Here is a 14,574-nt window from a genome sequence, read left to right as displayed (position 1 = left end):
ATGTGTCGTCACCTGGTCTACCTGGGGCCGCCGGTCACCCTGGCCGAGGTGCTGTTCGACCCGCCGCACTCGTTGGTGCGGCAGTCCTGGGCACCTCGGGACATGCGCGGCGGCGGCACCATCAACGCCGACGGGTTCGGCGTCGGCTGGTACCCGGGCGAGAGTGAGCCGGTGCGGTATCGGCGGGCCCAGCCGATCTGGAGCGACCCGACCATCGCCCAACTGGCGGCGGTGACCCGCGCCGGGGCGGTGCTCGCGGCGGTGCGGTCGGCCACTGTCGGGATGGCGGTGCTCGACGGCGCCGCCGCGCCCTTCGCCGAGGGTCGGTGGCTGTTCAGCCACAACGGTGTGGTCCGGGGCTGGCCGGACGCGGTGGTGCCGCTCGCCTCCGGTCTGCCGGTTCGTGACCTGCTCACGTTGGACGCCGCCACCGACTCGGCGTTGCTGTGGGCGTTGGTGCGGCATCGGCTGCGCGCCGGGGACGACCCGGCGGACGCGGTCGGGCGGACGGTGGCCGACGTCGCCGCGGCCGCCCCCGGGTCGCGGCTGAACCTGCTGCTCACCGACGGCCGGCGGGCGGTGGCGAGTGCGGCCGGGCATGCGTTGTCGGTACGCGAGTCGCCCGGTTCGGTGCTGCTCGCCTCCGAGCCGCACGACGACGACCCCCGGTGGCGGGTGGTGCCGGAGGGGCACCTGGTCCTCGCCACCGCTGACGAGGTGCGGGTACGTCCACTTCCGGCCCGGTGAGCAGCACCGGGCGGCACGCGATTGTCGATCGAGCAGAGGGGCGAGTTTGATGACGGCGGAACCGCTGGAGGTCTACCTCGAGGAGCGCGATCTGGAGCGTGGTCTGCGCGACGACGTTCGGGCCGGGCTGAGCGCCGAGCAGAAGTGGCTGCCGCCGAAGTGGTTCTACGACGCCCGGGGCAGCGAGCTGTTCGAGGAGATCACCCGCCTTCCCGAGTACTACCCCACCCGGGCGGAGCGGGAGGTGTTGGCCGAGCGGGCACCGGACATCGCGGTGGTGACCGAGGCCAAGACGTTGATCGAGTTGGGGTCCGGGTCGTCGGAGAAGACCCGCCTGTTGTTGGACGCGTTCACCCGCCGGGGTGGGCTGGGCACGTTCGTCCCGCTCGATGTGTCGGTCAGCGCCCTGCAGGGGTCCACCGCCCAGATCGCCGCCGACTACCCGGGCCTGCGGGTGCGGGGCATCGTGGGGGACTTCACCCGACAACTGGACCGGCTGCCCACCGGCGGTCGACGGCTCGTGGTGTTCCTCGGCGGCACCATCGGCAACCTGCTGCCCGCCGAGCGGGCCGAGTTCCTCACGGCGATGCGCGCGACGCTGGAGGTCGGCGACTGGCTGCTGCTCGGCACGGACCTGGTGAAGGATCCGTCGGTGATCGTGCCCGCCTACGACGACGCGGCCGGGGTCACCGCCGAGTTCAACCGCAACGTGCTCCGGGTGATCAACCGCGAGTTGGGCGCCGACTTCGACCCTGGGGCGTTCGACCATGTCGCTCTCTGGGACCCGGAGCGCGAGTGGATCGAGATGCGGTTGCGGGCGACCCGGCCGATGCGGGTGCGGGTGTTGGGCATGACTGTCGACTTCGCGGCGGGGGAGGACCTGCGCACCGAGGTCTCGGCGAAGTTCCACAGGGAGGGGATCGCCGCGGAGTTGGCGGCGGCGGGCTTCGTGACGGCGGAGTTCTGGACGGATCCGGCAGGGCTCTTCGGGGTCACGTTGGCGCGGGCCCGGTGAGCCTGTTCACCCGCCTCGTACCGGGCCGCTGGTGATCGGTTAGGCTGACCGGGCGAAGGGGAGTAGCCCCCAATGTCGTGGTCGACATACTGGTGCGTTCCGCACCCGGCCATGCGGCCCCGGTCCCCGGGGCGGGCGAGACCTTCGACTCAGGCTGTTGCAGCCGGGTCGAGGGCGCCCCTGTACCTCCTCCCGGCATGAGCGGGAAGGACGTCATGGAGGGATTTTTCGCCGCGCTGGTCGTCAGCTTCGGTGTCATCTTCGTCGCGGAGCTGGGAGACAAGTCCCAGTTGATGGCGTTGACCTTCGCCACGCGGTTCAAGCCGATCCCGGTGCTGATCGGTATCACTGTCGCCACGGCGGTGGTGCACCTGGCGTCGGTCGCCATCGGCGCGGGCCTCGGGGCGGTGTTGCCGACCGAGTGGATCTCCCTGGTGGCCGGTGTGGCGTTCCTCGGCTTCGGTGCGTGGACCCTGCGCGGGGACAAACTCACCGAGGAGGAGAAGCGCAAGGCGGAGAAGACGAACAAGACGGCGCTGGTGGCGGTGTCGGTGGCCTTCTTCCTGGCCGAGCTGGGTGACAAGACGATGCTCGCCACGATCACACTCGCAACCAAGTACGGCTGGTTCGGCACCTGGCTCGGTTCCACCATCGGCATGGTGGCGGCGGACGCGTTGGCCATCCTGGTCGGTCGGATGCTCGGTCGTCGGCTGCCGGAGAAGACCATCAAGTACGGTGCCGCGATCCTGTTCGCCATCTCCGGTCTGTGGCTGATCCTGGAGGCGGTGAGCGAGCTGACCTGAGTGCCGACTCGGCCCTGTTTCATGAGGGCGGTCGAGTCGAGGCGGAGTCCGGGCGGCGATCCGGCAAGGCGCGGTTTCGTCCGGATACCGGTGTCGTATCCGGACGAAACCGCAACGCCGCCGGTCGTCGCCCGGGGCCGCCGCAGGCCGACCAGTTCTTATGGAGCAGGGCCTAGCTGCCCCGAGGGCGGGTAACGGCCCGGGGTGGAGCCGGCTGAGCTGTTGCGACACGGTGACCAGGTGTTGGTGGCCGTGGTGGAGGTGGCCGGCGCGCTGGTGATCTTCGTGGGCGCGGTCTGGGCGGCGGTGCGGTTCGTGGTCGAGGGGCTGCGACACCGCACCGCCGCCCGTTTCACTCCGATCCGGCTCTCGCTGGGCCGGTTCCTGACTCTCGGCCTGGAGTTCCAGCTGGCGGCGGACGTGCTGCGGACCGCGGTGTCCCCGTCGTTCGAGCAGATCGGCCAACTGGCCGCGATTGCGACGATCCGGACGGCGTTGAACTACTTCCTGGGCCGGGAGATCCGTCAGGAGCAGCGCCAGGTGGCCGAGGGGGAGCGTCACGGGTGATGGAAACCCTGGTCACGGTGGTGACCGCTCTGGCCCTGGTCGTCGCCGTCGTGACAGTGCTCAGCAGCGGTGCGCTGAAGACCGGCGTCCGACTGCTGCTGGACCTGCTGACGGCGGCCGGTCTGATTCGGCTGGCCGGCGATCCGGGCTGGAACGGTCTGGTCGGCGCGGTGGCGATCATCGCCCTGCGTCAACTGCTCGGCGCGGCACTGAGCGCGCCGACCCCGTGGTCCGGGCGACAATCCCCGGCCCCCTGCGCCGAAGACGATTGCCACCTACCGTTGGCGCTAGGACGCGAAACCAGAAATCCGGGAGGATGACCAGATGAGCCGGCACGACGAACCGAACGAGTACGGCTTCTCCGGCGCTGGCACCGCTCCCGAACCGCCGGCCGGCGGGAAGCCCGACGAGCAGGATCGTGTCGAGGAGGTGGCGGTGCCGGGCGACGACCTCACCGCTCCCGCCGCCGAGGCGGTGGTCGAGGAGACCGAGGACCTGCCGCCCGCTGACCGTCGGCGCTGATCGGAGTCGCCGTCGGCGTGTCGCCGGTCAACCCTCGGCGGGTCGCTGGTAGACGTCGGGCACGCCGTCGCCGTCGGCGTCGAGCCGTTCCCGCTCCGCCACCCGGCGGTACGCCGCGTTGCGCCGGACGAGCACCGCCGCGGCCAGCCCGGCGGAGATCACCGAGCCGAGCAGAACGGCTGCCTTGACCCGGCCGCTGGTGGTGCCGTCGACGCCGAAGGCCAGGTCACCGACGAGCAGCGACACCGTGAAGCCGATGCCGCCGAGCATCGCGATGCCGAGCAGGTCGGCCCAGGTGACGTCCTCGTCCAGTTCGGCCCGGGTGAACCGGGCCAGCAGGTACGTCGAGCCGAGGATGCCGATGCTCTTGCCGAGCACCAGAGCGGCGACGACGGCGATCACCACCGGGTCGGTCAGCAGGGCCGTCAGGTCGCTGCCGCGCACTGTGACGCCGGCGGCGAACAGGGCGAAGACCGGTACGGCGAAGCCGGCCGACACCGGACGCCAGCGGTGCTCCAGGCGCGCGGCGAGCCCGCTCTCGGCGTCGGCGGCCGATCGGTCACCGGTCGTTGTTCGGGGACCCGCCAGCACCGGGACCGTGAAGCCGAGCAGGACGCCGGCCACCGTGGCGTGCACACCCGAGGCGTGCATCAGCGTCCAGGCGGCGATCGCGAGAGGGATGAGCGTCCACTGCCAGCCACCTTTACGCCGCACCAGAATCGCGAAGATCCCGATCGACGCCAGCGCGGCGAACAGTGCGGCGGGCTGTAGGTCGGCGGTGTAGAAGACCGCGATGATGGTGATCGCGAACAGATCGTCGACCACGGCGAGGGTGAGCAGGAATGCCCGTAGGCCCTGGGGCAGATGTGTACTGATCACCGCGAGTACGGCGAGCGCGAAGGCGATGTCGGTGGCGGTCGGAACGGCCCAGCCGCGCAGGCCCTCTCCGTCCGCGCTCAGGACGACCGCCACGTAGACCAGCGCTGGCAGCAGCATTCCGCCGAGCGCGGCGACCACCGGTAGCGCGGCCCGGCGTGGGTCGCGCAGGTCCCCGGCGACGAACTCCCGCTTGAGTTCGAGGCCCACCACGAAGAAGAAGATGGCCAGCAGGCCGTCCGCCGCCCACGCGGCGACATCGAGGTCCAGGTGCCAGGACGCGCCGCCGGGCCAGGGGACCCAGTGGGCGAGCCGGGTGTACGAGTCGGACCAGGGGGAGTTGGCCCAGACGAGCGCGACAGCGGCGCCGAGCAGCAGCAGCACGCCACCGACGGTCTCGGTACGCAGCACGTCGGCCAGGTGTCGGGCCTGCGGCCAGGACGACCGGGTGAACAGCCGGATCTTCGGCGGGCGCTGGTCGGATGGCGGGGTGTTGGGGGTCATCTGCGGGGTCACCTCGGGCGTCAGGACGGCGTGAATCCACTCGCCGACCAGGCTTCCCGGCACACCACTACGGACCCTGTCCGGCTTCGCGTTCCGGCGGCGACCGCTGGGCCGATCGGACGTCGCCGGACCGGCTTTCGACTTTTTCCTCGTTGTCGCCGCTGCCGAATGGACGGTTGTCGGGTTGGTCATCCGGATGCATGTCGCTCTGCGGAAAATACCTAACTCCGGACATAAGCCGCATGAACCGCTTTAATGGTTTCACGAGTTTAGAAACGACCTTGGGGGTTTTCGTGAAGTTCTTTGGCGTAACCGGACCGACACGGAGGCGCGCCTGATGGATCTGCTCCGCCAATTGCGTCACGTGCGTAGGCACTGGTGGGTCGCGCTGGTCACGGTCATGGTGGCGCTGGGCGTCTCGGCCTTCCTGACGGTGCGCGCCCAACCCCGGTACGTCGCCTCGGTGACGTTCTTCGTCACCACCCCCAACACCGGCGTCACGGATGCCTACCAGGGTGGGCTCTTCCTCCAGCAGCGCGTCAAGTCGTACGCGGACCTGCTCACCAGCGACCGACTGGCACAGAGCGTGGTGGCCGAGACCCCGGTCGGTCTCACCGCGGACGAGGTGCAGCGACGGGTGACCACCTCCACCGAGACCGGCACGGTCATGCTCCAGGCGTCGGTCACCGACACCGACCAGACCCGGGCGTTGCGAGTGACGGAAAGCCTGTCCGCGAAGTTCGTCGAACTCGTGCAAAAGGTCGAGACGACGCCCGAGGGCAAGGCGCCGATCAAGATCGAGGTGGTCAGTGGTCCCCGGGTGAGCGCCAACCCTGTCTCACCGCAGCCGGTTCGGAACCTCACCCTCGGTGGCCTGATCGGTCTGATCCTCGGTATCGGTCTGGCGATCCTGCGCGGTGTGGCCGACGTTCGGCTGCGCGACGCCGCCGGTCTGCAACGGGCCACCGGCAGCCCTCTGCTCGGCGAGATTCCGTTCGAGGGCAACGCCCGCAGCGCGCCGCTGATCGTGGGTGACGCCGCAACGTCCGCGCGTGCCGAGGCGGTGCGCAAGTTGCGTACCAATCTGCGTTTCGTGGATGTCCACGAGCCGGCTCGGGTCATCGCCGTGACCAGCGCCCTGCAGGGTGAGGGAAAGACCACCCTGTCCTGCAACCTGGCCATCGCACTGGCCGAGGCGGGCTGGCGGGTGCTGCTGGTCGACGCGGATCTGCGCCGCCCGAAGGTCGACGACTACCTGGGCCTGGACGCGGGTGTCGGCCTCACCGACGTGCTGGTCGGCGACGTGCAGGTCGGCGACGTCGTGCAGCGCTGGGGGGACAAGTCGCTGCTGGTGCTGCCCAGCGGTTCCGCCCCGCCGAACCCGAGCGAGTTGCTCGGTTCCAAGGCGATGTCGGACCTGCTGCTGGCGCTCCGGGAGTCGGCGGACATCGTGATCATCGACACCGCGCCGCTGCTCGCGGTGACCGACGGCGTGGTCGTCGCCGTGCAGGCCGACGGGGCGCTGCTGGTGACCCAGCAGGGTCGTACCTCGCGGACCCAGGTCGCCGCCGCCGCCCGCTCACTGCACTCGGTCTCCGTGCGTCTGCTCGGCTGCGTGCTCAACATGGCGAAGGTGGCCAAGGCCGAGGCGTACCAGTACGAGGCCTACCGGGTGGTCGCCACGACGCCCACGCAGTCGGTGCCTGCCGAACGGGCCGCGTCCGGTCGGCATGTCGCGACCACCGACGGGGTCAACGGCGTCACCGACCACACCCAGGAACTCACCCGGCTGCCCCGATGAGCGCGGCGAGGGGTCGCAGCGACCGTTCGATCTCCTCGGCGCAGCGTCGGAAGTCGGCGGCCGTGCCGCCGATCGGGTCCTGGAGGTCGTCCGCGTCCGGGGCGGCGGGTTGCAGCCGCCCCCGGGCGAGGGCGGCGGCGGCGATCGCCGCCTGCAACGAGTCGTCGGCCGGCCCGGCGGGCGGTTCGGCCGCCGCGGCCAGCCGGCCGAACTGGCGCACCGTGAACGTCCGGTGCAACGCCGCCGGCGCCAGCGCGGTGCAGACCGAGCGCTGGCGCCGGGTCGCCGTCAGCACGAGCGTCGCGTCGGCGAGGTACTCGGGGCGCAACGCCCGGGTCCGGAACGCCGCCGGGTCCGCGCCGCTGTCGGTCGCGACCTCCATGGCGTACGGGTGCATTCCCAGCCCGTCGATCGCGTCGGTGCCGGCACTGGCCACCGTGACGGGCCGGCCGGCCAGCAGTCGGCGAGCCAGGAACTCGGCCATCGGCGACCGGCACAGGTTGGCGTGGCAGACGAACAACACGCGATCAGCCATCGGAGCCCCTCTCATCGGTGCGGACGCGGGTGTCCACACCGCGGGGGCGGTGCGTCGACGCCGGTGGTCGCGCGGGGAGGGGTTGTCCGCATCGTACGCGCGCGAGACGGCCGCCGACCGTCGTGCCGCGCCGGCCGACGCCAATCCGTGCCGGACGGGGGTGTGTCAGTGAGGATCGGCATCCTGTCGTACCACTTTCCGCCCGAGCCGGCGTTCATCCCCGGGAGTCTCGCGGAGGAGTTGGCGGCGCGTGGGCACGAGGTTCGGGTGCTCACCGGATTCCCGGACTACCCGGGCGGACACGTCTATCCCGGCTGGCGGCAGCGATGGCACCACGAGACGCACAGCAGACAGCTGACCGTCCGGCGGGTGCCGCGCTACCCCGGGCGGGCGACGTCCACCAGGGGTCGGATGGCCAGCTACCTGTCGTTCGCGGGCAGCGCGACGTGGGTGGCGCGGCGGTACTTCAGCGATCTGGACGCGCTCTACGTCTTCCAACTACCGGCCACCACGTTCGCCACCGCCGGTGTGCTCCGGTTGCTCGGACAGGTGCCGGCGGTGCTGCACGTGCAGGACGTCTGGACCCGTGACGGCGCCGAGGAGGCCGGCGAGGACCGCTGGGTGGCGCGGATGGGCAGCGCGATGACCCGGATCTTTCGGACCGCGGCGCGGATCGCGGTGGCCGCACCGTCCATGCGGGATCTCGTGGTCGCCGCGGGCGCCGACCCGACCCGGGTACGAGAGGTGCTCAACTGGACCGACGAGCGGATCTTCCACCCGGTGACGCCCGGCGTGGCTGCCCGCCAACTGGTCCGTCGGGACGGTCGGTGCGTGGTGATGCACGCCGGGACCATCGGCGCTCGGCAGGGACTGGAGACCGCGGTCCGGGCGGCGGCGGCTCTGGACCGGACGATGGACCTGGTCCTCGTCGGTTCGGGCGCGGACGAGCGGCGGGTGCGGGGGCTCGCCGGCGAGCTCGGCGCGGACAATGTCCGCTTCGTGGAGCGACGGTCACCTGTCGACATGCCCGAGCTGTACGCCGCCGCCGACTACCAACTGGTCATGCTGCGCGACCTTCCGGAGTTGCGCGGCACGGTGCCGGGCAAGCTCCAGGCCGCGCTCTCGTGTGCTGCCCCGGTGGTCGCGTCGGCCGGCGGGGATACGGCTGAGCTGGTCGAACGCGCCAGGGCCGGCCTCTCGTGCCCGCCGGAGGACTGGGCGGCGCTGGCCGACCGGTTCTGGTTGGCCGCCACCATTCCGCCGCCCGTCCGGACCGAGATGGGCCGCCGAGGGCGGTCGGCGTACCTGCGGGAGATGTCGCTGCCCGCCGGGGTGGACCGCATCGAGCGGCTGCTGCACGAGGCAGCGGGGCGGGTCCCAGCACCGGCCACCGAGCGACGAGGAAACCTCGCGTAAGCGGCAATCATTTCTATATCGGCACGAAGTTCCCTGACCCGTGCTAAGAACGTCAGGGAATCGACCATCTGTCCGATTCCCCGATTGGGAGTGTGGTGTGACGGAAAGCGAACGGCCGACCCGGCGGCGGAGCCGGTCCCGGCGCCGTCGGCGTGCCCGACTGCGACGTGCCCTTCTCAGTGCCCTGGTGGTCGGCTCGCTGCTGCTGGCGGCCGGCGGTTGGGTCGGCTTCCGCGGCTGGCAGGCGCGCGCTCACCTGCTCAACGCCGCCGGCCTCGCCCGGGAGCTCAGCGCCCAGGTCGTCAGCGGAGACACCGACCGCGCTCTGCGGACGCTCGGCGCTCTTCAGGAGCAGTCCCGGGCGGCTCGGGCCGCTACCAACGGCCCGAGCTGGCAGGTCGGTCGGCGTGCCCCGATGGTGGGTGACGACCTCGACGCCGTTCGGCAGATCGCCGCCGCCATCGACTCGTTGGCGCGTCAGGCGTTTCCGACCCTGCTCCGGATGGACCTGACCAGCCTCGTCCCGACCGGCGGTGGACTGGACCTGGCCCGGCTCAGCGGAGTCTCCGCCGAGCTGACCCGGGTTAACGAGTCGGTGCAGGGTACGCGCCGGGACCTCGCTGTGGTCCCGGCCGACAGGCTGGTCAGCCAGGTCCGGCAGGCGCTCGTCGACCTGCGTGGCGAGATCGACCGCCTGGCCGGGCTCACCACGGCTGTGGACCAGGGCGCCCGCCTGCTGCCGCCACTGCTCGGCGCGAGTGGACCGCGGCGATACCTGCTGGTCTCGCAGAACCTCGCCGAGCTGCGCGCCACCGGCGGCATGTTCGGCGCGTACGCGATGATCGAGGCGAAGAGCGGCGCTGTGAAGATGGGCAAGCAGGGCAGTACGTCCTCGCTCGGCCGCTTCACCCCACCGCTGAAGGTGCCCGCCGAGACCCGCGCTCTCTGGACCGACCTCCCCGGCACCTACCCGGCCGACGTCAACCTGTCCCCGCACTTCCCGACCGCCGCGGCACTGTATCGCGAGATGTTTCGTCGTAAGACGGGCACCACTGTCGACGGTGTGCTCGCTGTCGACCCGGTGGTGCTGTCCTATCTGCTCAAGGCGACCGGCCCGGTGCTGGTGCCCGGCGGCGTCCCGCTGGCCAGCGAGAAGGTCGTGCAGACGCTGCTCAACGACAGTTACCGACGGCTCGACGTCAAACAGCAGGACGAGTTCTTCGCGGCGTCGGCGGCTGCCGTCTTCGACGCCTTCTTCAAGAAGAATGTCAACCCACGGGTGTTGTTGTCCGCATTTGACCGTGCTATCACCGAACGCCGGATATTGTTCTGGAGTGCCCGACCTGAGGAACAGCGGACGTTCGGCGACAGCCGGATGGCCGGGACGCTTCCGGAACAGGACACCGTGCCGACGGTCGGCGTGTTCCTCAACGACGGCAGCGGCGCGAAGCTCGGCTACTACCTACGACAGACGGCGAACGTGACGGTCGGCGAATGCCGCCCCGACGGCCGCCGCGAGCTGCGGCTCCGCGTGACCCTGCGCTCCACGGCACCGAAGTCCGGACTCAGCGAGTCCATCCTCGGTCTCGGTATGGCTGGTGATCCGTACACCGTCCGCACGTTGGTGTCGATCTTCAGTCCCGCGGGCGGAGCGGTGCTCGAGGCTCGGCTCGACGGTGCCGAGACGGCAGTAGGTAGCGGCACCGAACGCCGCCGTCAGGTGGCGACCGCCAGCGTCGACGTCGCTCCTGGCGCCGAGAGGACGCTGGAGGCCACCGTGCTGACGGCCAAGACCGGCGTCGGGCAGGCCGAGCTGTGGCTGACCCCCACCGCCAGCCCCTGGACCACCCAAGTTCATTCCGCACCAAGCTGTGATCAGTAGGAGGGAACCAATCATGCGGCTATCCCGCATCATCATGGCGCTCACGGTCGGCCTGGCCGTGGTGGCCGTGCCGACGGCAGCGGGGGCGGCGCAGCCGCAGCCGGCGCCCAGCGCGACCACTGACCCGCCCCAACCGCCGCCGTACCCGCCGGTAGTTGCGTCACTGACCGTCAACCGGCCGACGATCTTCCTCGGCGAGACGGTGCTGCTGACCGGCACCAACTTCGGCCCGAACGAGACCGTCGACATCTCGGTGACGGTCACCCCGCTGGCCGCTCCGGCCGGTGGTCAGGCTCCGGCTCGCCGCAGCGACGGCACCACCGTGGCCATGGCCCCGGTGGCCTACCAGGCGAGCGCGCCGCTGAACTTCACGGCGTACACCAACGCCCAGGGGCGCTTCACCAAGAGCTACAAGCCGTCGGTGACGGGTCTGCTGACCTTCACCGCGACCGGCCGCGAGTCCGGCCGTACCGCCAGCACCGAGCTGCGGGTGCTGCACAAGAAGCAGCCGCTGCCCGTCACGGGCGACAGCATGGGTACGCCCATGAAGCTCGGCGGTGGCCTGGTCGGCGCCGGAGCGATCATGTTGCTGCTGACCATGGCCTGGCGTCGCCGCCAGCGCCTCGGCGGTGCCGCGCACTAATCCGCACGACCGGGCTACGCCCGGACCGCACCGAAGCTGACGCCCGTCGGAGTTTTCCGGCGGGCGTCAGCCCTGCGCGTGGTGCCTCCGTCCTAACGGCGACTGCCGCCTGCAACCGACCGTTACTCGGGTCCGACTTGTGGCATTGGCCACCCGGTGTGCCTTGATCGACTCCGGTTCGCCGATGTCGCGGTATCAATCCCTGACGGACGCCGCGATATCGGCGAGGTCGTGTTGATCATGCGCGAGTTGGGGTGTTCTGCCCGCCAGCCTGGGTGGTCTGGCACCTGAGGTCGGGGTTTGGCGTGTGTTTTGTTCCGTGTGGGTGGTATTGGCGTGTGGGCGGGGGCACGTGTCGGGCGGAATGATGGCCGGGTCGGGGTCGTTGCACACCCTGACGATCGCAGGACCACGCCCCTGCCGGGCGCGATGGTCCGCCCCGGGAATGACCCCCGGCCCCGGGTCGTTACACCTGGACCCCGCCCGACCGGCACCCTGCTTCACCGGGTGTCAGCGGATGGCCGACCCCGGAATGACCTGGGCCTCCGGGTCGTTGTACACGGACCCTGGCCCGACCGGCACCCCGCTCCACCGGGTGCCAACGGATGGGCCGATCCCGGGAATGACCCCGGTCCCCGGGTCGTTACACACGGATCCGGCGCCGCGAGCCTCCGCTCGCAGGCCGCCGATGATCCCCCTCAAGACTTTCCCCGTTTGTTGCAGCGCCGGACGAGGTGCTCACACCCGTGCGATCTAGGCGGGTGTCCTTACCCCCGAAGGAGCTTCCCCCATGAACACGATCATGCGTAAGAGTGTGCTGTCCGTTGCTGGTCTGGCCTTTGCCGGTGGTGTGTTCGCCGGTCCGATCGCCGCCCACGCCGCTACTGCGACTGTGGACGTCAAGCCTGTTGCCGCCGCGGTGCAGGCGGCGCCGAAGCCGCAGGGCGAGCAGTCGCACATCACCCTCAACGATGAGCAGACCGCGAACGTGAAGGCGATCATCGCCGCGACGAAGAAGGCTGGTCTCCCGGAGCGGGCCGCGGTGATCTCGATCGCGACGAGCTTGCAGGAGTCGAAGTTGGAGAACCTGGGCCACCTCGGCGACGCCAACGACCACGACTCGTTGGGCCTGTTCCAGCAGCGCCCGTCCTCGGGTTGGGGCACGCCGGAGCAGATCACGGACCCGGCCTACTCGACCACCGCGTTCCTCAAGGGGCTGCGTCAGGTCGACGGGTGGCAGGACATGGCGCTGACGGATGCCGCGCAGACCGTGCAGGTCTCCGCCTACCCCGACGCGTACGCCCAGTGGGAGCAGCAGGCCACCGACCTGGTCGCCCAGCACTGGAACAGCTGACCCACCGCAACACCGCAACATCGATTGCTGGCCGGCACCCACACCCGGGTGCCGGCCAGCGGCGTACCCGAATCAGTTGTCCTGGTGGTTGCGGGTGCGGACGATGTCGACCATGGCGCAGATCAGCGCGAGCCCGATGATGCCGGTGGCCAGTATGAGGGACCGCTCGAAGGCGGTGGTCCAGTCGCCACGGGTGTCGGCCAGCGATGAGAAGAACATCGAGCCGACGGCGGCGATGCCGGCCGCGGCGCCGATCCGCTGGCCGGTCTGGAGCATGCCCGCGCCGCTGCCGGCCTGCGCCACCGGCACTTCGGAGAGGGTGATCGTCTGGTTGGGGGCGATGACCAGCCCGCTGCCGATGCCCGCGACGAGCAGTGGGCCGGCGGCGACCCAGGGTGCCGGGGCGTCCGGCGCGAGGCGCAGCGCGACCACCGTCGCGGCCAGCCCGACCACCACCGTGAGCAGGCCGAGGGCCACCAACGGTCGGCCGAGGCGGTTGACGATGCGACCACCGAGGACGGCGGCGGCCGCCGAGCCGAGGGCGAACGGGGTGATGGCCAGGCCGGCGACGAGCGCGCTGTAGCCGAGACCCATCTGGAGAAACAGCGTGAAGATGAAGAAGATGGCGGTGAAGCCGCCGAAGTAGACAAGCGCCAACAGCGAGCCCAGTGTGTACGACTGGAGGCTGAACAGCCGAAGGTCGAACAGGGGTTGGTGGTGGTGTGCGTACCGCCGCTCCCACAGTCCGAAGACGACCAGCACCGCCAAGCCGATCGGGATGAGCGCCCACTTCCAGGGTGTCTCCCACTGCTGTTCCTGCACGAGTGGCAGGAGCACCAGGACCACGCCCACCCCGAGAAGGAGAACACCGACGGGGTCGAGTTGACGCCAGCCGGGTTGCCCGGCCGGGCGGCCGGGCAGAAGACGCCAGCCGAGGATCACCGCGAGGATGCCGACCGGCACGTTGACGAAGAAGACCCAGCGCCACCCGTGTTCCTCGCCGCCGATGGCGATGAGCAGCCCGCCGAGCAACGGCCCGACCGCTGTGGAGATGCCAATGGTGGCACCGAGCAGCCCGAAGGGGCGAGCCCGCTCCGGACCGCGGAACAGTTGCTGGATGAGCCCGATGACCTGCGGGTTGACGATGCCGGCGGCGGCGCCCTGGAGGAGTCGGGTGATGACCAGCCAGGTCGGTGAGGTGGCGAGGCCGGCGAGTGCGCTGGTGATCGTGAACAGGGCGATACCGAAGACGAACGCGTTGCGCCGGCCTCGGGCGTCGCCGAAGCGACCGGCGGGGACCAGCGCCAGGCCGAAGGTGAGCGCGTACCCGGAGAGGACCCACTGCAGGTCGCTCGGGGAGGCGTGCAGCGCACGGTCGATGGACGGCACCGCCACGTTGACGATGCTGACGTCGAGCAGCGTCATGAACGCGGCGACCAGGCCGACGCCGACGGCCTGCCAGCGCCGCCGGTTCTCGGCCGCCGTCACCGGCTGCGCCGCGCTCATCGTGCCCCCCGGTGACCGTTGATCGCGCATCTCTGAGCGCTACCCGGGTCAGCGGGGGGCGAACCGTCTCGTGGGGTCCCGCCGGTCACGCCATCTGGCGGGCGCAGAACCGGGGGCCGAAGTCGAGACCCGCCATCGGTGAGTCCTCGCGGTGCAGCAGGCCCTTCTCGGTGAGCAGGTGCAGGGGACTGCCGACCTGCTCCTCGGTCAACCCGGACTCCTCGGCGATCAGGTCCGGGTACGGCACCTGTCCGCGTGCCTCCAGGGTGGTGACCGCCTGGTACACCCGTTGCTCGGCCTCCGACAGTTGCACCTGCTGCATGGTTCCTCCTCCGTTCGTCCGCCATCGCGTGGCGGCTGCCGTGCGCCGGTTACCCCGTGGCTGACCGAAGATGCACACCCG

At 70.5% G+C, this 14,574-nt stretch carries 15 protein-coding genes; 11 read left to right on the top strand and 4 right to left on the bottom strand.

All coding sequences use genetic code 11. The features are described from left to right. The 6 genes from egtC (at window position 1) to O7631_RS22835 (ending at window position 3,654) form a co-directional block, all read left to right on the top strand. Window positions 1–747 (top strand): ergothioneine biosynthesis protein EgtC, encoded by a 747-nt coding sequence (egtC, locus tag O7631_RS22860; RefSeq protein WP_278146096.1) that lies wholly within the window; start codon window positions 1–3, stop codon window positions 745–747. A 49-nt stretch (window positions 748–796) separates the two neighbouring features. After that, on the top strand, window positions 797–1,762 hold the full coding sequence (gene egtD, locus O7631_RS22855; RefSeq protein WP_278146095.1) for an L-histidine N(alpha)-methyltransferase: 966 nt from the start codon (window positions 797–799) through the stop codon (window positions 1,760–1,762). 215 nt (window positions 1,763–1,977) lie between these two features. After that, on the top strand, window positions 1,978–2,565 hold the full coding sequence (locus tag O7631_RS22850) for a TMEM165/GDT1 family protein (protein WP_278148000.1): 588 nt from the start codon (window positions 1,978–1,980) through the stop codon (window positions 2,563–2,565). Window positions 2,566–2,769: 204 nt separating this feature from the next. Then, window positions 2,770–3,132, top strand: a complete 363-nt coding sequence (locus tag O7631_RS22845; RefSeq protein WP_088989513.1) for a DUF1622 domain-containing protein — start codon at window positions 2,770–2,772, stop codon at window positions 3,130–3,132. Next, the gene (locus tag O7631_RS22840) at window positions 3,132–3,452 is read left to right on the top strand and encodes a hypothetical protein (RefSeq protein ID WP_278146094.1); all 321 of its coding nucleotides are present in this window, start codon (window positions 3,132–3,134) and stop codon (window positions 3,450–3,452) included. The genes O7631_RS22845 and O7631_RS22840 overlap by 1 nt, the downstream gene beginning before the upstream one ends. 4 nt (window positions 3,453–3,456) lie before the next feature. Then, window positions 3,457–3,654 carry a hypothetical protein gene (locus tag O7631_RS22835; RefSeq protein WP_278146093.1) on the top strand — a complete coding sequence of 66 codons (198 nt, stop codon included), beginning with the start codon at window positions 3,457–3,459 and terminating at the stop codon, window positions 3,652–3,654. Window positions 3,655–3,681: 27 nt separating this feature from the next. Here the strand turns inward: O7631_RS22835 and nhaA are convergent, their stop codons facing one another. Further along, window positions 3,682–5,034, bottom strand: coding sequence for a Na+/H+ antiporter NhaA (nhaA, locus tag O7631_RS22830; protein WP_278146092.1), 1,353 nt, complete (start codon window positions 5,032–5,034; stop codon window positions 3,682–3,684). A gap of 337 nt (window positions 5,035–5,371) precedes the next feature. Between nhaA and O7631_RS22825 the strand changes: the two genes are divergently transcribed. After that, on the top strand, window positions 5,372–6,835 hold the full coding sequence (locus O7631_RS22825; RefSeq protein ID WP_278146091.1) for a polysaccharide biosynthesis tyrosine autokinase: 1,464 nt from the start codon (window positions 5,372–5,374) through the stop codon (window positions 6,833–6,835). On the opposite strand, the gene O7631_RS22820 is transcribed toward O7631_RS22825, so the two are convergent. Further along, window positions 6,816–7,370, bottom strand: coding sequence for a low molecular weight phosphatase family protein (locus O7631_RS22820; protein WP_269678950.1), 555 nt, complete (start codon window positions 7,368–7,370; stop codon window positions 6,816–6,818). The genes O7631_RS22825 and O7631_RS22820 overlap by 20 nt on opposite strands. Window positions 7,371–7,538: 168 nt before the next feature. On the opposite strand from O7631_RS22820, the gene O7631_RS22815 reads away from it, so the two are divergent. From O7631_RS22815 to O7631_RS22800, 4 genes are all read left to right on the top strand, one after another. Beyond that, the gene (locus O7631_RS22815; protein ID WP_278146090.1) at window positions 7,539–8,786 is read left to right on the top strand and encodes a glycosyltransferase family 4 protein; all 1,248 of its coding nucleotides are present in this window, start codon (window positions 7,539–7,541) and stop codon (window positions 8,784–8,786) included. 97 nt (window positions 8,787–8,883) lie between these two features. Then, window positions 8,884–10,668, top strand: a complete 1,785-nt coding sequence (locus tag O7631_RS22810) for a DUF4012 domain-containing protein (protein ID WP_278146089.1) — start codon at window positions 8,884–8,886, stop codon at window positions 10,666–10,668. 13 nt (window positions 10,669–10,681) lie between these two features. Next, a complete protein-coding gene (locus tag O7631_RS22805) occupies window positions 10,682–11,311 on the top strand; it encodes a hypothetical protein (protein ID WP_278146088.1) in 630 nt (209 codons plus the stop codon). 790 nt (window positions 11,312–12,101) lie between these two features. After that, a complete protein-coding gene (locus O7631_RS22800; protein ID WP_278146087.1) occupies window positions 12,102–12,665 on the top strand; it encodes a hypothetical protein in 564 nt (187 codons plus the stop codon). Window positions 12,666–12,737: 72 nt separating this feature from the next. Here the strand turns inward: O7631_RS22800 and O7631_RS22795 are convergent, their stop codons facing one another. Next, window positions 12,738–14,201 (bottom strand): MFS transporter, encoded by a 1,464-nt coding sequence (locus O7631_RS22795; protein WP_278146086.1) that lies wholly within the window; start codon window positions 14,199–14,201, stop codon window positions 12,738–12,740. A gap of 55 nt (window positions 14,202–14,256) precedes the next feature. Next, window positions 14,257–14,493, bottom strand: coding sequence for a hypothetical protein (locus O7631_RS22790; protein ID WP_030491902.1), 237 nt, complete (start codon window positions 14,491–14,493; stop codon window positions 14,257–14,259). Between the last annotated feature and the right edge of the window lie 81 nt (window positions 14,494–14,574).

The sequence above is a fragment of the Micromonospora sp. WMMD967 genome, from assembly GCF_029626165.1.
Lineage (GTDB): Bacteria > Actinomycetota > Actinomycetes > Mycobacteriales > Micromonosporaceae > Micromonospora > Micromonospora taraxaci.
Note: the sequence above shows the minus strand (reverse complement) of the source record. Positions and strands in the feature narration are given on the sequence as shown.

Coding starts and splice junctions, on each gene's coding strand:
- O7631_RS22850 (WP_278148000.1), top strand. CDS start 1,978: ATGGAGGGATTTTTCGCCGCGCTGGTCGTCAGCTTCGGTGTCATCTTC.
- O7631_RS22800 (WP_278146087.1), top strand. CDS start 12,102: ATGAACACGATCATGCGTAAGAGTGTGCTGTCCGTTGCTGGTCTGGCC.
- egtD (WP_278146095.1), top strand. CDS start 797: ATGACGGCGGAACCGCTGGAGGTCTACCTCGAGGAGCGCGATCTGGAG.
- O7631_RS22795 (WP_278146086.1), bottom strand. CDS start 14,201: ATGCGCGATCAACGGTCACCGGGGGGCACGATGAGCGCGGCGCAGCCG.
- O7631_RS22805 (WP_278146088.1), top strand. CDS start 10,682: ATGCGGCTATCCCGCATCATCATGGCGCTCACGGTCGGCCTGGCCGTG.
- O7631_RS22835 (WP_278146093.1), top strand. CDS start 3,457: ATGAGCCGGCACGACGAACCGAACGAGTACGGCTTCTCCGGCGCTGGC.
- O7631_RS22825 (WP_278146091.1), top strand. CDS start 5,372: ATGGATCTGCTCCGCCAATTGCGTCACGTGCGTAGGCACTGGTGGGTC.
- O7631_RS22840 (WP_278146094.1), top strand. CDS start 3,132: ATGGAAACCCTGGTCACGGTGGTGACCGCTCTGGCCCTGGTCGTCGCC.
- nhaA (WP_278146092.1), bottom strand. CDS start 5,034: ATGACCCCCAACACCCCGCCATCCGACCAGCGCCCGCCGAAGATCCGG.
- egtC (WP_278146096.1), top strand. CDS start 1: ATGTGTCGTCACCTGGTCTACCTGGGGCCGCCGGTCACCCTGGCCGAG.
- O7631_RS22820 (WP_269678950.1), bottom strand. CDS start 7,370: ATGGCTGATCGCGTGTTGTTCGTCTGCCACGCCAACCTGTGCCGGTCG.
- O7631_RS22790 (WP_030491902.1), bottom strand. CDS start 14,493: ATGCAGCAGGTGCAACTGTCGGAGGCCGAGCAACGGGTGTACCAGGCG.